This is a genomic window from Povalibacter sp., assembly GCF_036735925.1.
GTDB lineage: Bacteria > Pseudomonadota > Gammaproteobacteria > Steroidobacterales > Steroidobacteraceae > Steroidobacter.
Window position 1 is genome coordinate 54,841 of record NZ_DAINNK010000013.1, and the last position, 22,551, is coordinate 77,391.

General features: G+C 64.7%; 18 protein-coding genes. 14 read left to right on the forward strand and 4 right to left on the reverse strand.

All coding sequences use genetic code 11. The features are described from left to right. The first annotated feature begins 27 nt into the window (after positions 1-27). From V7D81_RS06415 to V7D81_RS06450, 8 genes are all read left to right on the forward strand, one after another. Positions 28-636 (forward strand): hypothetical protein, encoded by a 609-nt coding sequence (locus tag V7D81_RS06415; protein WP_324315312.1) that lies wholly within the window; start codon positions 28-30, stop codon positions 634-636. Between the two features lie 124 nt (positions 637-760). Next, complete coding sequence (locus V7D81_RS06420; RefSeq protein WP_324315313.1) at positions 761-3,241, forward strand: glycogen/starch/alpha-glucan phosphorylase; 2,481 nt, start codon at positions 761-763, stop codon at positions 3,239-3,241. A 106-nt stretch (positions 3,242-3,347) separates the two neighbouring features. Continuing rightward, positions 3,348-5,243: a 1,4-alpha-glucan branching protein GlgB gene (gene glgB / locus V7D81_RS06425; protein WP_324315314.1), complete on the forward strand. Its 1,896-nt coding sequence runs from the start codon at positions 3,348-3,350 to the stop codon at positions 5,241-5,243. Between the two features lie 131 nt (positions 5,244-5,374). Continuing rightward, positions 5,375-7,531 (forward strand): glycogen debranching protein GlgX, encoded by a 2,157-nt coding sequence (gene glgX, locus V7D81_RS06430; RefSeq protein ID WP_324315315.1) that lies wholly within the window; start codon positions 5,375-5,377, stop codon positions 7,529-7,531. Positions 7,532-7,709: 178 nt separating this feature from the next. Beyond that, positions 7,710-9,905, forward strand: coding sequence for a 4-alpha-glucanotransferase (gene malQ / locus V7D81_RS06435; RefSeq protein ID WP_324315316.1), 2,196 nt, complete (start codon positions 7,710-7,712; stop codon positions 9,903-9,905). Continuing rightward, positions 9,898-10,281, forward strand: coding sequence for a VOC family protein (locus V7D81_RS06440; protein WP_324315317.1), 384 nt, complete (start codon positions 9,898-9,900; stop codon positions 10,279-10,281). The genes malQ and V7D81_RS06440 overlap by 8 nt, the downstream gene beginning before the upstream one ends. A gap of 104 nt (positions 10,282-10,385) precedes the next feature. Further along, positions 10,386-11,588 carry an ATP-binding protein gene (locus tag V7D81_RS06445; RefSeq protein ID WP_324315318.1) on the forward strand — a complete coding sequence of 401 codons (1,203 nt, stop codon included), beginning with the start codon at positions 10,386-10,388 and terminating at the stop codon, positions 11,586-11,588. 129 nt (positions 11,589-11,717) lie between these two features. Beyond that, a complete protein-coding gene (locus V7D81_RS06450; protein WP_324315319.1) occupies positions 11,718-13,802 on the forward strand; it encodes a PQQ-dependent dehydrogenase, methanol/ethanol family in 2,085 nt (694 codons plus the stop codon). A 27-nt stretch (positions 13,803-13,829) separates the two neighbouring features. Here the strand turns inward: V7D81_RS06450 and bioD are convergent, their stop codons facing one another. From bioD to gcvA, 4 genes are all read right to left on the reverse strand, one after another. Beyond that, positions 13,830-14,459, reverse strand: coding sequence for an ATP-dependent dethiobiotin synthetase BioD (gene bioD / locus V7D81_RS06455; protein ID WP_324315320.1), 630 nt, complete (start codon positions 14,457-14,459; stop codon positions 13,830-13,832). Beyond that, positions 14,456-15,565 (reverse strand): aminotransferase class I/II-fold pyridoxal phosphate-dependent enzyme, encoded by a 1,110-nt coding sequence (locus V7D81_RS06460; RefSeq protein ID WP_324315321.1) that lies wholly within the window; start codon positions 15,563-15,565, stop codon positions 14,456-14,458. The genes bioD and V7D81_RS06460 overlap by 4 nt, the downstream gene beginning before the upstream one ends. Then, on the reverse strand, positions 15,562-16,845 hold the full coding sequence (gene bioA, locus V7D81_RS06465) for an adenosylmethionine--8-amino-7-oxononanoate transaminase (protein ID WP_324315322.1): 1,284 nt from the start codon (positions 16,843-16,845) through the stop codon (positions 15,562-15,564). The genes V7D81_RS06460 and bioA overlap by 4 nt, the downstream gene beginning before the upstream one ends. A gap of 273 nt (positions 16,846-17,118) precedes the next feature. Further along, complete coding sequence (gene gcvA, locus V7D81_RS06470) at positions 17,119-18,045, reverse strand: transcriptional regulator GcvA (protein ID WP_324315323.1); 927 nt, start codon at positions 18,043-18,045, stop codon at positions 17,119-17,121. 116 nt (positions 18,046-18,161) lie between these two features. Here gcvA and V7D81_RS06475 point away from each other — a divergent pair, with 116 nt between their 5' ends. From V7D81_RS06475 to V7D81_RS06500, 6 genes are all read left to right on the forward strand, one after another. Continuing rightward, positions 18,162-18,653: a GNAT family N-acetyltransferase gene (locus tag V7D81_RS06475; RefSeq protein WP_324315324.1), complete on the forward strand. Its 492-nt coding sequence runs from the start codon at positions 18,162-18,164 to the stop codon at positions 18,651-18,653. Continuing rightward, positions 18,650-19,090, forward strand: a complete 441-nt coding sequence (locus tag V7D81_RS06480; protein ID WP_324315325.1) for a GNAT family N-acetyltransferase — start codon at positions 18,650-18,652, stop codon at positions 19,088-19,090. Before V7D81_RS06475 ends, V7D81_RS06480 begins: the two co-directional genes overlap by 4 nt. Before the next feature lie 124 nt (positions 19,091-19,214). Next, the gene (locus V7D81_RS06485; RefSeq protein ID WP_324315326.1) at positions 19,215-19,547 is read left to right on the forward strand and encodes a LysR family transcriptional regulator; all 333 of its coding nucleotides are present in this window, start codon (positions 19,215-19,217) and stop codon (positions 19,545-19,547) included. Between the two features lie 33 nt (positions 19,548-19,580). Beyond that, complete coding sequence (locus V7D81_RS06490; RefSeq protein WP_324315327.1) at positions 19,581-20,783, forward strand: cytochrome-c peroxidase; 1,203 nt, start codon at positions 19,581-19,583, stop codon at positions 20,781-20,783. Continuing rightward, on the forward strand, positions 20,780-21,853 hold the full coding sequence (locus V7D81_RS06495; RefSeq protein ID WP_324315328.1) for a metallophosphoesterase family protein: 1,074 nt from the start codon (positions 20,780-20,782) through the stop codon (positions 21,851-21,853). Before V7D81_RS06490 ends, V7D81_RS06495 begins: the two co-directional genes overlap by 4 nt. Positions 21,854-21,911: 58 nt before the next feature. Further along, positions 21,912-22,310, forward strand: coding sequence for a c-type cytochrome (locus V7D81_RS06500; protein ID WP_324315329.1), 399 nt, complete (start codon positions 21,912-21,914; stop codon positions 22,308-22,310). Positions 22,311-22,551 lie beyond the last annotated feature (241 nt).

Here is a 22,551-nt window from a genome sequence, read left to right on the forward strand (position 1 = left end):
TCCCTGTTTTTAACGAGAAATATCCCGATGTTGTGGTCATTTCGACGCCTGACGCCCGTATTGCTCGGCACGCTGGTCCTGTCGGCCTGTGGTGGAGGTGCGCGCAACTGCGTCGATCCTGACGAACCGTATCTGGCCGCCCGCAACAATGCGGCCCTGCAGGTTCCGGCCGGGCTCAGCAATCCGGACCGGTCGGCGGCATTGACCATTCCCGCGGGCGAAACGACTTCGCGCAGTTCCATGTCCGGCAGCGGCTGCCTGGCTGCGCCGCCTTCCTATTTCCGTTCCAGCGGCACCGTCGCGCGTTCGCCGGAAGAAGTCGTCGCGAGCTGGGCGCAGGCCTGGGCCGCGCGCGAATCCGACGCCGTCGTCGCGCTGTATTCGACCGGCTTCGTCGCGCCGACCGACACCTCCGGTGCGACGGCGTGGCTCGAACAGCGTCGCGAACAGGTCGCCACCGGTCCGGTGCCCGACTCCATGGTCGAAGGACTGTCGGTCGAACCGGACGGTCCCGATCGCCGCGTCGCGACGTTCTCGCAGAAGTTCGGCGTCAACACGCTGAAGAAACAGCTGGTGCTGGTGCGCGAATCGAGTTCGTGGCGCATCGTCGAGGAGAAGGTGCTGGAAGTGAAATGAGCGCGGTTGGCTTCTGGCGACCGGCGACTGGCTGCTGGCCAGTCCAGAGTCGAATCGGGCAGCTGGCCGTCGAGCCGCGCTTCCTCTGGCCAGTAGCCAGCCGCCAGTAGCCAGCCGCCAAGCCATGTCTTCCTCCCCCTCCACACTCCCCAGCTCCATCACCCTGCGTCCCGGCGCGGTGAAGGACGCGATCGTCGACCGGCTCGAACGCTCGCTCGGCAAGTCGGTGGCGCAGGCCACGCGACGCGATTTCTACGATGCGCTGGCGATTGCAGTGCGCGAGGAACTGGCCGAGCGCTGGATTGCCACGCGCACGCGCGTGACGCAGGCGCACGTGAAGCGCGTCTGCTACCTGTCGATGGAATTCCTGCTCGGGCGCAGTCTCATCAATGCGCTGTCGTCCTTCGACGATGGCCTGCTCGACGAAGTGCGCGAAGCGTTGCTGGGTTTCGGGCACGACCTCGACGACATCGCGGCCGAGGAAGAAGACCCCGGTCTCGGCAACGGCGGCCTCGGGCGTCTCGCTGCCTGTTTTCTCGATTCGCTGGCGACGCTCGGCTACGCGGCGACCGGCTACGGCATCCGCTACGACTACGGCATCTTCACGCAGGTGATCGACGACGACGGCGCGCAGCGCGAAGTCGCGAGTTCCTGGCTCGGCACCGGCATGAGCAGTTTCTGGGAAAGCGGCCGCGCCGGCATCCGCTACCGCGTGCGCTTCGGCGGTCACTGCCGCTCGGTGCGCGACGACAAGGGCCGCGTGCAGAACGAATGGGTCGACACGCACGACGTGTGGGCAGTGGCCTATGACCTGCTGATTCCCGGCAACCGCAGTCCGGCCGTGAATCATCTGCGACTGTGGTCGGGCCGCGCGATCACACCGTTTCGCATCCAGGAGTTCAACGCCGGCAACTATGCCGCAGCGGTGGCCGAACAGATCGACGCGAAGAACCTCACGCGCGTGCTGTATCCGGACGATTCGACGCCGCAGGGCAAGGAGCTGCGCTTCCGTCAGCAGTATTTCTGCGTGAGCGCGTCGCTGCAGGACATGCTGGCGCAGCATCTCGCGGATGGCCGCGGCATCGACGAACTCGAGCGCGCCTATGCCATCCAGCTCAACGACACGCATCCCGCGCTCGCCATCGTCGAGCTGATGCGGCTGCTGGTCGACGAGTACCACATCGGCTGGAGCGGCGCCTGGCAGATGACGCGGCGCATCTGCAGCTATACCAATCACACGCTGCTGCCGGAGGCGCTGGAAACCTGGCCGGTGGCGATGTTCGAGCGCGTGCTGCCGCGCCACCTGCAGATCGTCTACCAGATCAATCGCGATTTCCTCGAAGCCGTCAGCGCCAAGTATCCGAACGACATGGATCGCCGCCGGCGCATGTCGCTCATCGCCGAAGACGGCGACCGGCGCGTGCGCATGGCCTATCTGTCGGTGGTCGGCAGCCACAAGATCAACGGCGTCGCCAAACTGCATTCGCGACTCATGCGCGAGACGATCTTTTCCGACTTCGCGCAGCTGTGGCCGGACCGGTTCACCAACGTCACCAACGGCATCGCCGTGCGTCGCTGGCTGAAGCAGGCCAACACGGGCTTCGCCGCGCTGATCACGGAGAAGCTCGGCTCGGCCTGGGAGAACGATCTCGAAGATCTCGAACGCCTCAAGTGGGCGGTGGACGATGCGGATTTCCGCCAGGAGTTCCGCGCCATCAAGCGCGACAACAAGGTGCGGCTGGCGAAGACCATCGGGCTGCTGCTGAACCAGCAGGTGAGCGTCGATGCACTGTTCGACGTGCAGGTGAAGCGCATCCACGAGTACAAGCGCCAGCTGCTGAACCTGCTGTACGTGATCGTCCGCTACCTGCGCATCATCCACGACGAAGCGCAGGACGTCGTGCCGCGCGTCGTGATCATCGCCGGCAAGGCGGCACCCGGCTACCTGATGGCGAAAGCCGTCATCAAGCTCATCAACAACGTCGCGCACGTCATCAACAACGATGCGCGCGTCGGCGACAAGCTCAAGCTGTGTTTCCTGCCCGACTATGACGTGTCGCTCGCGCAGGAAATCATGCCCGCCGCCGACCTGTCGCAGCAGATCTCCACCGCCGGCATGGAAGCCTCCGGCACCGGCAACATGAAGCTGTCGCTGAACGGCGCGCTCACCATCGGCACGCTCGACGGCGCCAACATCGAGATCCGCGACGCCGTGGGCGAGGAGAACATTTTCATCTTCGGCATGACGGCCGAGGAAGTCGTGGCGCGCCGTGCCCAGGGCTACTCGCCCGCGAAGATCGTCGAAGCGAATGCGGAACTGAAACGCGCCATCGACACGCTCGAATCGGGCCTGTTCACGCCCGAGAACATCGCCGACTCGACCACCGTCGTCGACCGGCTGATGAGCGACGGCGAGCACTTCCTGGTGCTGGCCGATTTCGAGTCCTACGCCGCGGCCCAGGATCGCGTCGATGCCCTGTTCCGCGACACCGAGGAATGGACGCGCCAAGCCCTGATCAATGCGCTCAGCATGGGGCCGTTTTCCAGTGATCGCAGCATCCGCGAATACGCGGACAATATCTGGGGCATCAAGCCGGTGATCTAGCCCCAGTGGGCTGCTGGCGACTGGCCGCTGGCCAGAATGTCAGATTGCTGTAACCTCGGTCCATGCACTTCCTTCTTTTCTGGCCAGCAGCCAGTCGCCAGCAGCCATGCCTCTGTCTTCTCTAGATCTCCACCTCTTCGGCGAAGGCAACCACCACCACATCTATCGCAAGCTCGGTGCGCATGCGGATGCGGTGGACGGTGTGGCCGGCACGCGCTTCGCGGTCTGGGCGCCCAATGCCGGCGAGGTGCATCTGGTCGGCGATTTCAACGACTGGAACGATCGCGCCAATCCCCTGCAGCGCATCGAGTACTCGGGCGTGTGGCAGATCTTCATGCCGCATCTCGGTCCGGGAACGCTGTACAAATTCGCGATCACGACGCAGCAGGGGCAGCGGGTGCTCAAGTCGGATCCGTATGGCTTCCAGATGCAGCTGCGTCCGGACAATGCCTCCATCGTCGCCGATCTGTCCGGCCACGCGTGGGGCGATGCGCAATGGATGACGCAGCGCTCGCGCTGGGATCCGCAGCGCGCGCCGATCTCGATCTACGAAGTGCATCCCGGTTCATGGCGCCGCTCCTGGCATCGCAAGCCCGCGTTCCTGACCTGGGATGAACTGGCGGATCAGCTCATTCCTTACGTGCAGGATCTCGGCTACACGCACATCGAACTCATCGGCGTGGCCGAACATCCCTTCGACGGCTCGTGGGGCTACCAGGTGCTGGGTCACTTCGCGCCGACGGCGCGTCACGGCTCGCCGCAGGACTTCAAGCGTTTCGTGGATCGCTGTCACCAGGCCGGCATCGGCGTGTTCATCGACTGGGTGCCCGCGCACTTTCCGCGCGACGCGCACGGACTCGCCGAGTTCGATGGCACGCATCTCTACGAGCATCAGGACAGCCGCCGCGGCGAGCATGTCGAATGGGGAACCAAGATCTTCAACTACGGCCGCCACGAAGTGCGCAACTTCCTGGTGTCGAATGCCGTGTTCTGGCTGGAGGAGTACCACATCGACGGACTGCGCGTGGATGCGGTCGCCTCGATGCTGTATCTCGACTACGCGCGCAATCCCGGCGAATGGTTGCCCAACCAGTACGGCGGTCGCGAGAATCTGGAAGCCATCGATTTCCTCAAGCAGCTCAACTGGACCATCGGCCACTACTTCCCCGGCGTCGTGACGATGGCGGAGGAATCGAGCGCCTTTCCCGGCGTGACGCGCCCGGTGCATCTCGGCGGTCTGGGCTTCTGGTTCAAGTGGAACATGGGCTGGATGAACGACACGCTGCGCTACATGGCGCTCGATCCCATCCATCGCCGCCACGAACACAGTCTCATCACGTTCTCGTTCATGTACGCATTCTCCGAGAACTACATCCTGCCGCTGTCGCACGACGAGGTCGTGCACGGCAAGCGTTCGCTGCTCGACAAGATGCCGGGCGATGAATGGCGCAAGTGCGCGAACTATCGCCTGCTGATCGGCTACCAGACCGCGCATCCCGGCAAGAAGCTCATGTTCATGGGCGGCGAATTCGGCCAGTGGCACGAGTGGCGCGACTACGAGGATCTCGCCTGGGCCGCGCTCGAACATCCGCATCACCGCCAGTTGCAGGACTGGAACCGCGCGCTCAACCGGCTGTATCGCGACTATCCGGAGCTGCACGCCAGCGAACACGACTGGCAGGGATTCCGCTGGATCGAGGTCGACAATCGCGACGAAAGCGTCTTCGCATTCTCGCGTCAGCGGTTGCCGGGCGAGGGCGGCACGCATCTCGTCATCGTCTTCAATGCAACGCCCGTGCCGCGCGCCGGCTACGTGCTCGGCGTGCCCGAGGCCGGCACGTATCAGAAGATCCTCGACGGTGATTCACCGGCATTCGGCGGTTCCGGTTATTCGCAGCAGAGCGTCGTCACCGCGGACCCCGACTCCTTCCGCGATTTTCCGGCACGAATCACGCTCGATCTGCCGCCGCTCGCCATGATGGTGTGGGCGCGCGAGGTGTGATCTTCCCGTCTTCCTGTAGGTCAGGCTTCAGCCTGACTCTTCAGAAGCCGGCTGAAGCCGGCCCCACAGGAAGATGAGGAGTCAGGCTGAAGCCTGACCTACAGGAAGATCACGCGTTAGACTGCGGTCGCATGGACTATTCGAATGTCACTCTGCAACCGGGCTCGCCCGAACCGCTCGGCGCCACACTGACCGCGGAGGGCGTCAACTTCGCCGTGTACTCCAGTGGTGCAGCGAAGGTCGAGCTGTGCCTCTTTGATGCAGACGGCGGCACTGAACTCACGCGACTGCCGCTGCCGGAACGCACCGAGAATGTCTGGCACGGGTTTCTGCCGCTGCCGCACGGCGTCGCCGACGTGGTCTACGGCTTCCGTGCCTATGGCCCATTCGATGCGACCTACGGACTGCGCTACAACGGCGCAAAGCTGCTGCTCGATCCCTACGCGCGCGCGCTGGCAGGAAAGTTCGAGTGGGATGATGCCCTGCTCGGCTCGATACCCTCGGACGATGCATCGATTCCCGAAACGCTCAGCTCCGTCGACAGCGCGCCGTTCAACTACAAGGCGCGCGTCATCGACAATGGCTTCGACTGGGGCGAGGACCGTCCGCCGGCCACACCATGGCGCGATACCGTCATCTACGAGGCTCACGTCAAGGGCTTCACCAAGCTGCATCCGCGCGTTCCCGAACAGGAACGCGGCACGTACCTGGGTCTCGCGCATCCCGAGGTCGTCTCGTATCTGAAGCACCTCGGCATCACCGCCGTCGAACTGCTGCCGGTGCAGGCGTTCGTGCCGGAACGCTTTCTCGCCGCGAAGCACCTCGTGAATTACTGGGGTTACAGTTCGCTCGCCTGGTTCGTGCCGTCGCCGCAGTATTCGCTCGCCGATCCGGTGCGCGAATTCAAGTCGATGGTGAAGGCGCTGCATGCCGCCGGGATCGAAGTCATTCTCGACGTGGTCTTCAATCACACGGTCGAAGGCAGCGAGCACGGGCCGACGCTGAGTCTGCGCGGCTTCGACAACACGGCCTACTACAAGCTGGAGCCGACGAATCTCCGCTACTACGTGAACCGTTCCGGCACCGGCAACACCCTCGGCATGGAACACGCCGCGACGCGCCAGCTCATCATCGACTGCCTGAAATACTGGGTCGAGGAAATGCACGTCGACGGCTTCCGCTTCGATCTCGCGGCGGTGCTGGGCCGCGAAGGCGGACGCTTCCGCACCGACGCGGCCTTTTTCAAGCAGGTGGCCGCCGAGCCGACGCTGCGCTACGTCAAGCTGATCGCCGAGCCGTGGGACATCGGCCCTGGCGGTTACCAGCTCGGCCATTTTCCGGCGCAATGGGCCGAGTGGAACGATCTCTATCGCGACACCATGCGCAGCTTCTGGCGCAGCAATCCCGGCATCCTCGGCAATTTCGCCGAACGCTTCGCCGGATCGAGCGACCTGTTTCGCAACAGTGGGCGGCGTCCGACGGCCAGCATCAACTACGCCGCCTGTCACGACGGCTTCACGCTGTACGACACCACGGCCTACGACGAGAAGCACAACGAAGCGAACCTCGAAGACAACCGCGACGGCCACAACCACAACCTGAGCTGGAACTGCGGCATCGAAGGCCCGACCGACGATGAAAGCGTCGTCGAGCTGCGCGAACGCCAGGTACGCAACCTGCTCGCGACCGTGCTGCTGTCGCAGGGCGTGCCGATGCTGCAGGCCGGCGACGAATTCGGCCGCACGCAGCAGGGCAACAACAATGCCTACTGCCAGGACAACGAGATCAGCTGGGTCGACTGGGATCTCGCCGCGCGTCGCAGCTGGCTGATCACGTTCGTGCGGCAACTGCTGACGCTGCGCCGCCAGGCGCCGGGCCTGCGTCGCGATACCTTTCTCAAGGGCGCGCGACAGGTCGATCGCGAACACAAGGACGTGAGCTGGCGACATCCGCTGGGCCATGAACTCACCGCCGGCGACTGGCATGCCCAGGACGCCCGCGCCATCGGCGTGCTGATCGGCCAGGCCTTCACCGATCCGCATGGAACACCGAACGGTCATCTGCTGTTTCTGTGCAATGCCGGCGACCAGCCCGTCGATTTCAAACTCCCCGCGCCGGTGACCAACGCCGTATGGCAGATCGTGTTCGACACCGCGCGCTGGCGCGCCAACGACCTGGGCAATCGCATCGCCGCCGGCGACAACTGCGTCCTCGCGCCGCACTCCTGCGCGCTGCTCGCCGATGGCGATGCGCCGCTGAGCGTGCGCGCGGGCTTTTCGCTTTCGTGAAGATAAAGAGGAAGAAGAATTTTCCACGGGGGACACGGGGAACACGGGGTTTCGGAACAGAAACTTCTTTCCCCGTGCTCCCCGTGACCCCATTCTTCCCCCGTGGAGAATTCTTCTTTCTTGATCTTCGCTCTGTGATCTCCGTGTGAAACTTCCTGCCCTTTCCCGGTAGAGACGCATGAAGAAAGATCCGCTCGATCGGCTCGCGAAGCTCTACGGCATTGCCGGGTCGTACTACGACTTTCGCGGCGATCTGCACGAGGTGTCGCGCGCCAGTCGCATCGCAATTCTCGCCGGACTCGGAGTCGAGGCTGCGGACGAGCAGGCGATCGACACGGCGATTCACGCCTTCGAGTCGTCACGCTGGATGCGGGCCGTGCCGCCGGCAGTCGTGTGTACGGCCGGCGGGAAGATACAGGTGCCGATTGCGTTGCCGGTCGATCTGCATGCGACGCAGGTGAGCTGGACGCTGACGCGTGAGGATGGCGCGCAGCAGAAAGGTGCGGCGCCGTTGAAGAAGCTCGAGGTCGCCGAGCGCGGCGTGCTCGATGGACGGCGGTTCGTGCGCGTGCTGCTCGATCTGCCTGGCGATCTGCCGCTGGGTTATCACCAGATCACGGTCACGCTCGACACCGGGCTGAGCGCGCAGACGCGCCTGATCGTCGCGCCCTCGCACTGCCATCAGCCTGCCGGCATCGCTGCCGGGCAGCGCGCCTGGGGCATTGCCGTGCAGCTGTATTCGCTGCGTTCCGCAGACAACTGGGGGATGGGTGATTTCCGCGATCTGCGCGAACTCATCACGTTCGCCGCGCCGCTCGGCTGCACGCTCGTCGGTCTGAATCCGCTGCATGCGCTCATGCCGGCCGATCCGTCGCACATCAGTCCGTACAGTCCGTCCAGCCGACAGTTTCTCAACGTGCTCTACATCAGTGTGCCCGAGGTGCCGGAGTTCGCCGAATGCGCCGCGGCGCAGGCGCGGGTCGCCAGCGCGGAATTCCAGGAGCAACTGCAGCGAATGCGCGTGCCCGCGAACGTCGACTACGCCGGTGTCGCGCGCGCCAAGTTCGAGATCCTGCGGCAGTTGTACGAACACTTCCGCGAACGGCATCTGCAGAAGGAGTCGCCGCGCGCTGTCGCCTTCCGCAACTATGTCGAAGCGCGCGGCGAGCCCCTGCAGCTGCACGCGATCTACGACGCACTCGATGCCGACTTCCGCCTGCAGGGCCCGCAGTACTGGGGCTGGCCGAGCTGGCCGGAGGACTATCGCGATCCCGCATCGTCCAGCGTCAATCGCTTTGCGCGCGACCGCGTTGCCGAAGTCGAGTACTTCCTGTGGCTGCAGTGGCTCGCCGAAGCGCAGCTCGACGAGGCACAGAAACTCGCGCGCGCGAGCGGCATGTCGATCGGCCTCTACGGCGATGTCGCCGTCGGCGCCAATCCCGGCGGCTCGGAAACCTGGGCGAACCGGCATCTGTATCTGCAATCGGCGTCCGTCGGCGCGCCGCCCGACGCGCTGGCGCTGAAAGGCCAGGACTGGGGCATTCCGCCGCAGAATCCTTTCGAACTCGCGAACCAGGCGTACCAGCCCTTCATCGTCATGGTCCGCAACAACATGCGTTCCGTGGCGGCACTGCGCTTCGATCACGTGATGACGCTGTTCCGTCTGTGGTGGGTGCCGCGCGGCATGATCTCCGCGCACGGCACCTACGTGCGTTATCCGCTGCAGGACCTGATCGCGATCCTCGCGCTGGAGAGCGTGCGGCATCACTGCGCCGTGATCGGCGAGGACCTCGGCACCGTGCCGGAGGAAGTGCGCGTGGCGATGGAGCACTACCAGCTCAATCACTACAAGGTGCTGCTGTTCGAGCAGGCCGATGGCGCATTCAAGGCGCCGTCGGAGTACGTGAAAAACGCGCTGGCGACGGTGACCACGCACGATCTGCCGACACTGCGCAGCTGGTGGGAAAGCCACGACATCGATTTGCGCCAGCAGCTGAATCTCTATCCCAGCGAGGCCGTGCTGCAGAGCGTACGGGCGGCACGCGCCCTGGAGCTGCCCGCCATGATGGCGGCGCTCGTCCGTGCAGGCTTGTGGCACTGGCAACCGCACGAGCCGTTGCCGCCGTACTCGCCCGCGCTGGCGCGTGCGATCCATGCATTCCTCGGACTGTCCAACGCGAATTTCGCGATGGTCCAGATCGAAGACCTGATCGGCATGATTCCGCCCGTCAACGTACCGGGCACCGACAAGGAACATGCGAACTGGCAGCGCAAGGTGGCGCTCGATACGCGCGAAATCTTTGCGCGCCAGGACGTGAAAGACATGCTCGATGCCATGAACCGCGCGAGGCGGGGGGAGAATCCGAATGCATAAGAGCCGACTCGCCGGATTCATCATCGACTGCAACACGCCGGACCTCGAACAGGCCGCCGCCTTCTGGAGCGCGGCGCTCGGCTACCCGCTGTGCCCGCGCGCCGAGGAGCATGCGCCGCAGAAGTATCGCGAGATGCTGACGGGCGAGAACGGCCTGCACATCGAAGTGCAGAGCGTGGACCACGGCAGTCGCGTGCATCTCGACATCGAAACCGACGACATCGAAGCCGAGGTCGCCCGACTGGAGGCGCTCGGCGCAAAACGCGTCGAGAAGGGCCTGCGGTGGTGGGTGATGGAAGCGCCCACCGGACAGCGGTTCTGCGTCGTGCGACCGCAGCGGGCGGATTTCGCGACCGGCGCGAAGGCGTGGAAGTAGAGGGGCGCGACGGATTGCGGCCGTAGACCATTCGACGACCTATCGTAAAACGGTCCGGACTATTTTACGATCCATCGCTGAATGGTCCAGGCGATGAATTCCCCATGACGACTCCCCGGCTGCGTCTGTATGACACCCTGCTCCAGGAGCACTTCGCCCGGAACCGGCAGATGGCGTTCGTCAGCGGTCCCAGGCAGGTGGGGAAGACCACGACGTGCCGACAGGAGGGCACGGACTACCTCAACTGGGACAACACCGACGACCGTCGAGTGATCCTGCGGGGCCCTGCCGCCGTGGCGCAGCGTCTCGGCATGGATCAGCTTCGTACGCCGCTACCCGTCGTCGTGTTCGATGAACTGCACAAGCACGTCAAATGGAAATCCTTCCTGAAGGGATTTTTCGATGTGTATGGCGAGCGCATCCGCATCATCGTGACGGGCAGCTCGCGGCTCGATGTCTTCCGGCGCGGTGGCGACAGTCTGATGGGGCGTTACTTTCTGTATCGCATGCATCCATTCAGCGTTGCTGAATGCCTGCGCATTGCGGCGCCTTCCGAGCCGATCCGGCCGCCCATGCCGCTCCCCGACCCGGAATGGACCGCCTTGTGGGAGCACGGCGGTTTTCCCGAACCTTTCCTGCGGCGCGAGTCCAGTTTCACCGTTCGGTGGCGCGGGCTGCGCCACGACCAGCTCATGAAAGAGGACATCCGCGAAGTTGCGCAGATACAGGATCTGGGCGCACTCGAGCACCTGAGCATCCTGCTGGCAGAACGCAGCGCGCAGCAGCTGATCTTCTCCAGTCTTGCCCAGGAGGTGGGCATTGCGACCGACACGGTCCGCCGATGGCTGGACTTGCTGGAACGGCTGCATTTCGGTTTTCGCGTGAAACCATGGTTCGCCAACGTGACGAAGGCGCTGCGCAAGGAACCGAAATGGTTCCTGCGCGACTGGTCGGGCGTCGAAGATCCGGGAGCGCGCGCCGAGACGTTCGTGGCATGTCATCTGCTCAAGGCCGTGGAGGGCTGGTCGGATCGCGGCCTGGGCCGCTTCGAGCTGCGCTACCTGCGCGACAAGCTCAAGCGCGAAGTGGATTTCCTCGTCGTGCGCGACCGCAAGCCGTGGCTGCTCGTCGAAGTCAAAACGAGCGATACGGCCTTGTCGGACTCGTTGCGATACTTCCAGTCGGCGACGCGCGCGGCTCATGCATTCCAGGCGGTCATGGACCTGCCCTACGTCGATGTCGATTGCTTCAGCCGATCCGACCCGACGGTGGTGCCGGCACGGACCTTGTTGAGCCAGCTGCTGTAGTCGGGATCCGCATGCAAAGAATTCTGGTTTTGATTGAAGTTCCTGCCGGTACCACGTAACTCTGCCGCCGCCGCTGCCGGTGACGACGCAACGGCAGAGAACAACGACTGACGGCGGTTCATCAAGACCATGAAAATGCGCGCTGCGACCTGGGTGTCCGGAGTTCTGACGCTTGCGGTAGCGACCGGTGTTTCGGCGGGTGCCGTCGATGCCCCACGCATCCTCAACGCCGCCGCCAACAACAGCGAGTGGCTGACGCACGGCCGCACCTATGACGAGCAGCGCTACAGCCCGCTGGCGAAGATCGACCAGGGCAACGTGAAGAATCTCGGCCTCGCCTGGTATGTCGATCTCGACACCAGTCGCGGCCAGGAAGCCACGCCGCTCCTGATCGACGGCACGCTGTACTTCACGTCCGCCTGGAGCAAGGCCTTCGCCGTCGATGCGCGCAGCGGCAAGGAGAAGTGGCGCTTCGATCCGCAGGTCGCGGGCGACAAGGCCATCGATGCGTGCTGCGACGTCGTCAATCGCGGTGTCGCGGCGTGGGGCAACAACGTGTATCTCGGCACGCTCGACGGACGACTCATCGCGCTCGATCGCGACAGCGGCAAACCCGTGTGGTCGGTGCAGACCACCGATCCGACCAAGCGTTACACCATCACCGGCGCGCCGCGCATCATCCGCGGCAAGGTCATCATCGGCAACGGCGGCGCCGAGATGGGCGTGCGCGGCTATGTCTCTGCTTACGACGCGGCGACCGGCAGGCAGCTGTGGCGCTTCTACACCGTTCCCGGCAATCCCGCAGAGGGCTTCGAGAACGACGTCATGAAGAAGGCCGCGGCCACCTGGAATGGCGACTGGTGGAAGTACGGCGGCGGCGGCACGGTGTGGGATTCGATGGCCTACGACGAACAGCTCGACCTGCTGTACATCGGCGTTGGCAATGGCAGTCCGTGGAATCACCAGATCCGCTCGGCCGGCAAGGGCGACAACCTGTTCCTGTCGTCGATCGTCGCGCTGAAGCCCGACACCGGCGAGTACGTGTGGCACTTCCAGACGACGCCCGCCGAATCGTGGGACTACACGGCGACGCAGCACATCATCCTCGCGGACCTGACCATTCAGGGCAAAGCGCGCAAGGTGCTGATGCAGGCGCCGAAGAACGGCTTCTTCTATGTGCTTGATCGCCAGACCGGCGAGTTCATCTCCGGCAACAACTACATCCCGGTGAACTGGGCCTCGGGGCTCGATCCGCTGACGGGCCGGCCGGTTCCGGTCGAGGCCACGCGCTACGAGCGCGAACCGGCGATGGTGATGCCGAGCGCGATCGGCGGGCACAACTGGTTCCCGATGTCATTCAGCCCGGTCACCGGCTACGTCTACATCCCGACGCAGGTCACGCGCAGCGTCTACGAGACGGACAGGAAGTTCGAGTTCCGCACCAGGACCTGGAACACCGGCATCTCGCGCTCGGGCGCGCCTGCGAATCCGGACACGGTGAAGGCGGCCGAGGCGGCGGAGCAAGGCGCCGCGCTGCTGGCGTGGGATCCCGTCGCGCAACGTGAAGTCTGGCGCGTTTCGTATCCGCGCTTCGGCAACGGCGGCACGCTGTCCACCGGCGGCAAGCTGGTGTTTCAGGGATCGGTCGATGGCCACTTCAACGCCTACGCCGCCGATACCGGCGCCAGACTCTGGTCCTACGACGTGCAGAACGTGCCGATGGCCGGGCCGATCACTTACGAACTCGATGGCGAACAATACGTCGCCACGATGGTGGGCATCGGCGGCGTCGCGATGAGCGGCGGTATGGGCGGCGGCAAGACCGCACGCAGCAAGTTCGGCCGTGTCGTCGTCTTCAAGTCCGGCGGCAGCGCCTCGTTGCCGTCGCTCGATGAGGCCACGACCGCGCGTGCGTTGCCCGATCTCGCCAACGCGAAGGCCGACGGCGATGCCGCGCGCGGCAAGCAGCACTACGACACCGTCTGCGCCGCCTGTCACGGCGCCGGGCTCGTCAGCACGACGAACGTTCCGGATCTGCGCTACTCGAAGGCCATCGTCGACGCCACTGCATTCAAGGCCATCGTGCTCGACGGCGCACTCGCGGCGAAAGGCATGGTCGGTTTCGGCGCGATGTACAAGCCGGAGGACGCCGAAGCGATCCGCGCCTACATCGTGTCGCAGTCGAAGCTGCTCGCGCCGGCAGGCAAGCCCTGAGGATCTTCCAGCCAGGGCGGCGAGCGACTACTGCAACGCTGCCAGCAACTGCTCCACATTCGTCGCCACCGCTGCTTCGTACTTCTCGACCAGCCAGCGACGATTCAGCGAGTGCAGTTCCTGTTCGGCATCGAACCGGTTCAGAAACACCACTGCATTCAGCGGCGCCAGCGCCGCGAGCGACAACCGTACGGCATTCAACGTGCCGAGTCCGGCATCCGCGACCAGCACGACGCGATCCGACTGCAACCGTTTGACCAGATCGAGACTGTCGCCGTCGTGCGCGATCGGCGACAGCGGACCGCCGACGCTTTCGACGAGGCCGAGGTCGCATCCCGCCGGCCAGACGATCTCGTCGAGCAACTCCTGCAGCAGGATCCGCGGACGCTGCAGCACATCGGCCGCCATCGGCGGCGCGAGCGCCAGCGGATAGCAGCGCCGTGCCGGGCAGATGTCGGCGATGGCTTCCCCGGTCGCTGCCGCAAGCTGTTCGGCGTCGGTCGCGGTCGAACCTTCTTCGTACGATTGCACCGGCTTGCGCGCCGCCACCCGCAGTCCGCCCGAACGTGCCTGCGCCAGCAGGCGCGACGACACCCAGGTCTTGCCGACCTCGGTGTGCGTGCCGAGCACGCCGATCAACCGTCGCGGACGATTCATGCCGCGACTCGTTGCAGCGAATGCAATGCCTGCCGCAGCTTCTGCAGCATCGGCTCCGTGTGCAGCGCCGACAGCGCGATGCGCAGGCGTGCCGTGCCTGCCGGTACCGTCGGCGGCCGGATCGCCGGCACGTACAGCCCTTGCTGCAACAGCGTCTCCGCGGCATTCAACGCCGCGCGATCCTCGCCGAGGATGACGGGTACGATCGGCGAAGGATGTGCCGGCGCGATGGTGTCGACGGCATGCCGCAACTGCGCTCGCAATCGCTCGCCCTGTTCGCTCATGCAGATGCGCAGCGCCGCGAGTGCGGCGGCCGCATCGGCGGGCGACAGGCCGGTCGTGAAAATGAAGGGACGCGCGCGATTGACGAGCAGTTCGATCAGCGAACGCGGGCCCGCGACCCAGCCGCCGAGCGAGCCGAGCATCTTCGACAGCGTGCCGACGCGCAGCAGTTCGCAGGGCAGGTCATGCAGCGCCGGACCGAAGACCGCGTGCGCCTCGTCGACGACGAGCAGTGCATCGAAGCGCGCGCACAGCGATGCGATGGCATCGAGCGGCGCCACGTCGCCATCCATCGAAAACACGCTGTCCGTGACCACCAGCTTGCGTCCGGGCGTCGCGGCGAGCAGCGATTCCAGGTGGTCGACATCGCCGTGCCGGTAGATCCTGCGCTCGGCCTTCGCCAGCCGGCAGCCGTCGATGATCGAGGCGTGATTCAGTTCGTCGCTGAAGACAGTTACCTCGGGGCCGCCCAGCACGGACAGCACGCTGAGGTTGGCGGCGAAGCCATTGGGAAATACCAGCGCCGCTTCCGTGCGCTGCCAGGCGGCGAGCGCGCCTTCGAGTTCTTCGTGAAGACTGCGCGTGCCGACGACGAGGCGCGAGGCCGTGGCGCCGGCACCGAACTGCTGCGCCGCCTCGGCAGCCGCGCGGCGTACGGCTGGATGCTGGCTGAGACCGAGATAGTCGTTCGAGGAAAACACGATGACGTCGCGTCCGCGCAGCGTGCCTTCGACGCCGCGGCAGTCGAACGCCATCAGCGCGCGCCAGCGATCGGCCCGGCGGATCGCATCGAGTTCGGCCTGTGCCCACGCGGTCCAGTTCATGCGCCGACCTCATCGAGCGCGGCGATCAGCGTCGCAACGATGCGCTCGATCTCCGCTGCCGTGATCGTGAGCGGTGGTACGAGCGTGATGACCGGTCCCATCGAACGGCTCAGCACGCCGCGGCGAACCATCGCAGCGCAGACGCGGCGTGCGAGTCGCGGCTCCTGCGACGTATCGAGTTCGACGGCGCCCATGAGACCGATCAGCCGGATGTCGCGAACCGAAGCCCGGCGTGCGAGCGGCGCCAGCGCCTCGTGCAGCTGTGCCGAGCGTTCGCGGACGTTCGCGAGAATCGCGCCCGACTGCAGCAACTGCAGGTGACGCAGCGCCACCGCCGCGGCGAGCGCGTTCCCGCCGTAGGAATGCCCGTGATAGAACGTGTTCGCGCTCAGGTCCGGGCCGAGGAAGGTATCGAACACCTTGCGGTTCGCCACCGTCGCCGACATCGGCAGGTAGCCGCCGGTGATGCCCTTGCCCAGACACAGCAGGTCGGGCCGCAACGCGCATTGCTCGCTCGCGAACAGCGTGCCGGTGCGACCGAAGCCGGTCGCGACTTCATCGCAGACCAGCAGCACGCCCGTCTCCTCGCAGGCCGCGGCAAGCAGGCGGAAAGATTCGGCGGGCGCGCTCAGCATGCCGGCCGCCCCCTGCACCAGCGGTTCGACGACCACGGCCGCCAGAATGTCGCGATGCGCGCGGACCATCTGCGCCGCCGTGTCGAGCGCGCCGGGCTCGCTGAACGAGGGCGCACGCAGTACGGGAAAACGCAGCGGATCGAAGATCTGCGTTCCGAAGCCGCCGGCACCCAGCGACAGCGAGCCGATCGTGTCGCCGTGATAGGCATCGCCGAAGGCGAGATAGGCCGTGCGCCCGGCGATGCCGCGATTGGTCCAGTACTGGAAGGCGATCTTCAGTGCCTGCTCGACCGCACTCGCGCCGTCCGAGGCGAACGCGATGTGCGGCTCATCGACCGGTACGGCGCGCGCCAGCGCCTCGGCGAATTCGATGACGATGCGGTTGCCGTTGCCGAGCAGCGTCGAATGCGCGACGCGATCGATCTGCTCGCGCAACGCCTGATCGAGTTCCGGCACGCGATGCCCGAGCGTCGTCACCCACAGCGATGAAATCGCATCGAGATAGCGCCGGCCCGCGGTGTCGATCAGCTCGCGGCCCTCGCCGCGCTCCACGATCACCGGCGCATTGTCCGCGTAGCACGACATCTGGGTGAAGCCGTGCCACACGACGGCAGCATCGCGCGCCGTCCAGTCGTCGTTCGTCACCGCAGCGTCCTTGAGTTGAAAGGGCGCGCAGTTATGCAGAGTGCGGCGTGGGCGTCAAGAAGGGGAGGTTTCACACGGAGTTCACGGAGAACACGGAGGTCAGAGAAGAGAAATTTCCACGGGGGAAAGAATGGGAACACGGGGAGCACAGGGAAAGAAGATTCTTCTTTTTCCGAGACCCCGTGTTCCCCGTGTTCCCATTCCTCCCCCGTGGAAATTCTTCTCCTCTGATATCTGGCTCCGTGTTCTCCGTGAACTCCGTGTGAAACCTTCTTATCTCCCCTCCGGCTCCAGCCGCTCGCCCTCCGGGGGCGGGAACTGGCCGCACACGTCGAGCAGCCAGTCGCGGAAGCGCACGACTTTCGGTAGTTCGAAGTGATGGGGCGGCGCCACGAAGTAGTAGGCATTGTGCTGGCGCACGCTCTGCGCCGAGGGGCGCACGAGCCGGCCGGCAGCCAGATCGCCGGCGACCAGCGACCAGCGGGCGAGCACGAGGCCGTGGCCCTGTTCGGCAGCTGCGAGCACTGATGCGGAATCATCGAGCACCGGTCCGCGCTCCACGCGGGTCGTGTCGCCGCCGACGCGGCGCAGCCAGTCGACCCAGGGTTCGCTGGCGCTGTGCAGGAGCGGGTACTTGTTGAGATCGGCGAGCGTGTTGATCGGGCCGAGCTTCGCGAAGAGCGCGGGACTCGTCACCGGGAAGACCCAGTCGTCGAGCATTTTTTCCGCGCGCAGGTTTTCCCACTGGCCGCCGCCGTAGCGCACGGCGGCATGGAAGTCGGTGTGCATGAAGTCGACCAGTTCGCGACTGGCGTTGAAGCGCAGATCGACGTCGGGATACTTCTGATAGAAATCGCCGAGGCGCGGCAGCAGCCATTTCTGCAGGAACGAACCGAGCAGGCTGATGTTGAGCAGGCCGCTCGAACGATCCTGCCGAAGCTGATCGACCGCGCGGGTGAGCTCGCCGAGTCCGCGCTGCACGCCGGGCAGCAGGCGCGCGCCCTGCGGCGTCAGTCGTACCGAACGGCTGTGACGCACGAACAGCGGCGTTTCGAGAAATTCTTCCAGCGATTTGATATGAGAGCTGACGGCTGCGGTCGTCACGTGCAGCGACTTCGCCGCATCGGTGAAGCTCAGATGGGCCGCCACGGCTTCGAAGGCGCGCAGGGCATTGAGAGGCAGTTTGGAGTGCTCGGTCATGACCGGGAATTATTCAGAATATCTTGATCCCTTCTGCCCCATCACCCGCTACGCTGGCGAAAATATATGGGATGGGTTAACGATGCAAGGATGGCGGCAGGACGAGGGCAACGACAGTGAGTGAACTGCAGATCCAACCGGCCTCGGTCGCGGATGTACCGACCATCCTTGCGTTGATCGGCGAACTGGCGGAGTTCGAGCGCCTGTCGCATGAAGTCGTGGCGACCGAGGCGGGTCTGCGCGAGACGCTCTTCGGTCCGCGGCCCGCTGCCGAAGTCGTGATCGGCCGCCTCGCCGGCGAGGTCGTCGGTTTCGCGCTGTTCTTTCCCAATTACTCGACCTTCCTCGGTCGGCCGGGCCTGTATCTCGAGGACCTGTTCGTGCGTCCGAAATTCCGCGGCCAGGGTCACGGCGAACAACTGCTGCGGCATCTCGCGAGCATCTGCATCGAGCGCAACTACGGCCGGCTCGAATGGTCGGTGCTCGACTGGAACCAGCGCGCCATCAGTTTCTACAAGGGACTCGGCGCGAAGCCGATGGATGAGTGGACGGTGTTTCGTGTCACCGGCGAAGCGCTGACGAAACTGGGAACGCCGGAGCAGGGATGATCCGCCTTGCCACGTCCGACGATCTGCCGGTACTGGTCGAACTCATGCGCGGCTACTACCGCGACGATGGGTTGCCGTTCGACGAAGATGCCGCGCGCGCCACGATGCGACGACTGCTGTCGCAGCCGCAGTGGGGCCGTGTCTGGCTGGCGTTCGAGGAGCGGCGCGCGATCGGCTACGTGGCGCTGTGCATCGGCTTCAGTCTGGAACTCGGCGGCAATGACGCTTTCATCGATGAAGTCTTCGTGTTGCCGGAATTTCGTGGGCGCGGCTGCGGACGTCAGTTGCTGGAAACCGCGGGACTTGCGGCGCGCGACCTCGACGTGCGCGCAGTGCATCTCGAGGTCGATCGCCACAACGAAGCGGCGCAGCGGCTCTATCGATCGCTCGGTTACGGCATGCGGGATCGCTACATCCTGATGACGTTGCGCCGATAAGCATCCCCTATCGCCTCCTATCGGTTTGTTCTATTGGTCGCTGCCGAACCGTCGTAGTAGGTTCGCCGCACGAAAACGCAACGGTCGCGACTGGCTCGCCAGGACATTGGCCAATGGGGGTTGCATGTCGATACGAGCGCTCCGGTATCTGATCGCGCTGGCCGAGTGCCTGAATTTCACCCGCGCCGCCGAGCGCTGCTCGGTGACCCAGTCCACGTTGAGCATTCAACTGCGCAAGCTCGAGGAGTACCTGGGCGTCACGCTGTTCGAGCGCGATCGCGCCCATGTCGCGCTCACCGCCGAAGGTCAGCGGATGTTGCGGTTCGCGCGCGTCGCCGTGCGTGCCACCGATCGCATGCTGGCCACCAGTCGCGCCGCGCAGCGCAACCGTCGTGCGGCTTCTCGCACGGAGCGGCTTATTGAGGAGATCAATTGCGAAGTCGGGTCTCGCGATTAGACTGATTCTAAGAACTGTCGTTGGGGAAGCCGCATGGGACCGCCGATTCACACCGTGCTCGCGGGTGCGTGCGCGAGTCTGATTTGTACGCTGGCGATGGCGCAGCCGCTCGGACTGCCGCCGGTGCCGATTCCCTCCGACAATCCGCAGACGCCTGGGAAAATCGCGCTCGGCGACAAGCTCTTCAACGACAAGCGCTTCAGCAGCACGGGCGAGGTGAGCTGCGCCACGTGTCACGATCCGAAGAAGGCATTCACCGACAGCCCGCTGATCACGTCCGAAGGCATCAACAAGCTGACGGGCACGCGCAATGCGCCGACCGTCATCAATTCGGCGTACTTCTCGCTGTTCTTCTGGGACGGCCGTTCGCCCAACATGGAAGACCAGGCGCAGCATCCGATCGTCAATCCGGTGGAGATGGGGCTCGCCGATCACGATCCCGTGCTGAAGATCGTGCGCACCGATCCAGAGTACGTCGCCGCCTTCGCCAAGGTGTTCGACAAGCGCGGCGAACAGGTCACGATGAAGGAAGTGCAGCAGGCGATCGCCAGTTTCGAGCGCACGATCGTCAGCGGCGATTCGCCGTTCGATCAGTGGTACTACGGCAAGCGGGCGGATGCGATCAGCACGCAGGCGCAGCGCGGCTTCGACGTGTTCCTGAACAAGGGGCGCTGCGTGTCATGCCACACGATCGAGCAGAACTACGCGCTGTTCACGGACAACCGGTTCCACAACATCGGCGTCGGCATCAATCGCATCCAGAGCGACGTCGGCACGCTGGTGCCGGCATTCCTGCAAGCGAAAACCTCGATCGAAGCCGTCGACAAGGCTGTGCTGACGAATCCGAAGGCGTCGGAGCTCGGCCGGTTCGCCGTGACCGATTCGCTCGATGAACTGGGCGCCTTCAAGACGTCGACGCTGCGCAACGTCGCCGTCACCGCGCCCTTCATGCACGACGGCAGTCTCGCCACGCTGCGCGACGTGGTCGAGCACTACAACAACGGCGGCATCACGCGGAAGACCGACCACGTCAATGACTTCCTGAGCGGCGGCATCCGTCCGCTCGATCTCACCGACGATGAGATCTCGGATCTCGTGGCCTTCCTCGAGACGCTGACGAGTCCGCAGTTCGCGGCCCAGAAAGCGGCCTCGCTCAATCCCGCCTCCTGCAACGTCAGTACGACCCGGATGGCGGCGACTGCAACGCCGGCCAGGACCGGAGGAACCGCACCATGAGCCAGACATTCGATCGGCGCACGTTCCTGCGCAACGCGGCGCTCGGCGTGAGCGCCAGCACGCTGCCGCTGACGCTCGTCGAACTGGCTTTCGCGAAGCCGCAAGACACGTTCACCTTTGCGTATATCTCCGACTCGCACATCCAGCACATCAAGGGCACGCAGTTCGTGCGCAACTGGGATCGCGGCCTGATCCGCGCGGTGGCGGAAACGAACCTGATCGCGCCGAAGCCGGACTTCGTCATGTTCGGCGGCGATCTCGCCCAGCTCGGCAACAGGCCCGAACTCGATCATGGCGCCGAAATGCTGTCGAAGCTGAATGGCAAGGTCCATCACGTGATGGGCGAGCACGATTACTACCTCGACCTCGGCGAGTACTGGTCGAAGCTGTTCGGTCCGCAGTACTACAGCTTCAATCACAAGGGCGTGCACTTCGTGGTGCTCAACAGCATCCTCACGTACGACGACTGGACCTTCGATCGCTGGCCGAGCGCCGAACAGCGCATGCTGGAAATGGCCGGGCTCGACAATCCGAACGGCTCGCCGTTCATGGTCGGCGAGAAGCAGCGCGACTGGCTGCGCAAGGATCTGGCCAAGGTGAAGAAGTCGACGCCGATCGTCGTGTTCTCGCACTCGCCGCTGCAGAAGATCTACAAGGGCTGGAATTTCTGGACCGAGGACGCCGAGCAGGTGCAGGCGCTGCTCGCGCCGTTCGACAAGGTCACGGTGTTCTACGGCCACGTGCATCAGATCCAGTACAACCAGATCGGCAACATCAGCTTCACGTCCGCGATGGCGACGGCGTGGCCCTGGCCGTATCCGCAGAGCTATGCGCAGGCCGAGCAACTATTGCCGAAGCTCACGGTGCACATGAATCGTGCCGATCCGTTCTTCGAGCGCGATGCCACGGGCTGGCAGTTGATCGACATCAACTCGGGCCGCGCGCGCGCCAGCTTCAATCTCTACAACAACACCGCGCGGGTGGTGGCGTTCGATGAGAAGACCGGCCAGCCGCAGGATCAGGCATACCAGGCGGAAGACAGGCGGATTCCGCCGCAGACACATTTCTGAAGAGGGCTGCTGGCAACTGGCTGCTGGTCGCTGGCCGGAACAGGACAGGAACATGAGTATGAGAATCGCGCGAATTGCATTGCTGTTGGCCGGATTGGCGTTCGGCTCGCTCACGTTCGCCGATGAGTTCACTGAAGCGGATCTGAAGCGCTGGCAGGAGCAGTTCGATGGCGTGGTGAAGCAGGGCCGCGCGCTGTGGACCGACGGCAAGCTCGGCACGAATGGCGTCGCGTGCGCGCAATGTCATCCGAACGCCGCGAACACCCATCCTGAAACGTATCCCAAGTTCCAGAAGCAGCTGGGCAAGGTTGCCAATCTGTGGGAGATGGTGAACTGGTGCCTGCGCAATCCGCTCGAAGGCCAGCCGCTCGCCGCTGACGATCCGAAGATGACGGCGATCCTTGCGTACGTTGCGTGGGAGCGGCGCGGCGTGAAGCTCGAGCCGGGGAAGCACTGAAATGCGCATGTTCGGAATGCCCCCACCCCAGCCCTCTCCCCTCGCTGGGGGATTCCGGCGCGCATTCGCTTGCCTCCTCCCCGCTGCGCGGAGGAGGGAGTCGGAGTTCCCTCCTCCGCGCAGCGGGGGAGGGTCAGGGAGGGGGCTCTTCATGGCATGCGTGCTGGCGCTTTCATTCAATGTCCTCGCCGCCGACACGCCGAAGATCGATCAGGCCGCACTCAACAAGCGCATCGCCGAC

Coding starts and splice junctions, on each gene's coding strand:
- V7D81_RS06415 (WP_324315312.1), top strand. CDS start 28: ATGTTGTGGTCATTTCGACGCCTGACGCCCGTATTGCTCGGCACGCTG.
- V7D81_RS06420 (WP_324315313.1), top strand. CDS start 761: ATGTCTTCCTCCCCCTCCACACTCCCCAGCTCCATCACCCTGCGTCCC.
- glgB (WP_324315314.1), top strand. CDS start 3,348: ATGCCTCTGTCTTCTCTAGATCTCCACCTCTTCGGCGAAGGCAACCAC.
- glgX (WP_324315315.1), top strand. CDS start 5,375: ATGGACTATTCGAATGTCACTCTGCAACCGGGCTCGCCCGAACCGCTC.
- malQ (WP_324315316.1), top strand. CDS start 7,710: ATGAAGAAAGATCCGCTCGATCGGCTCGCGAAGCTCTACGGCATTGCC.
- V7D81_RS06440 (WP_324315317.1), top strand. CDS start 9,898: ATGCATAAGAGCCGACTCGCCGGATTCATCATCGACTGCAACACGCCG.
- V7D81_RS06445 (WP_324315318.1), top strand. CDS start 10,386: ATGACGACTCCCCGGCTGCGTCTGTATGACACCCTGCTCCAGGAGCAC.
- V7D81_RS06450 (WP_324315319.1), top strand. CDS start 11,718: ATGAAAATGCGCGCTGCGACCTGGGTGTCCGGAGTTCTGACGCTTGCG.
- bioD (WP_324315320.1), bottom strand. CDS start 14,459: ATGAATCGTCCGCGACGGTTGATCGGCGTGCTCGGCACGCACACCGAG.
- V7D81_RS06460 (WP_324315321.1), bottom strand. CDS start 15,565: ATGAACTGGACCGCGTGGGCACAGGCCGAACTCGATGCGATCCGCCGG.
- gcvA (WP_324315323.1), bottom strand. CDS start 18,045: ATGACCGAGCACTCCAAACTGCCTCTCAATGCCCTGCGCGCCTTCGAA.
- V7D81_RS06480 (WP_324315325.1), top strand. CDS start 18,650: ATGATCCGCCTTGCCACGTCCGACGATCTGCCGGTACTGGTCGAACTC.
- V7D81_RS06485 (WP_324315326.1), top strand. CDS start 19,215: ATGTCGATACGAGCGCTCCGGTATCTGATCGCGCTGGCCGAGTGCCTG.
- V7D81_RS06490 (WP_324315327.1), top strand. CDS start 19,581: ATGGGACCGCCGATTCACACCGTGCTCGCGGGTGCGTGCGCGAGTCTG.
- V7D81_RS06495 (WP_324315328.1), top strand. CDS start 20,780: ATGAGCCAGACATTCGATCGGCGCACGTTCCTGCGCAACGCGGCGCTC.
- V7D81_RS06500 (WP_324315329.1), top strand. CDS start 21,912: ATGAGAATCGCGCGAATTGCATTGCTGTTGGCCGGATTGGCGTTCGGC.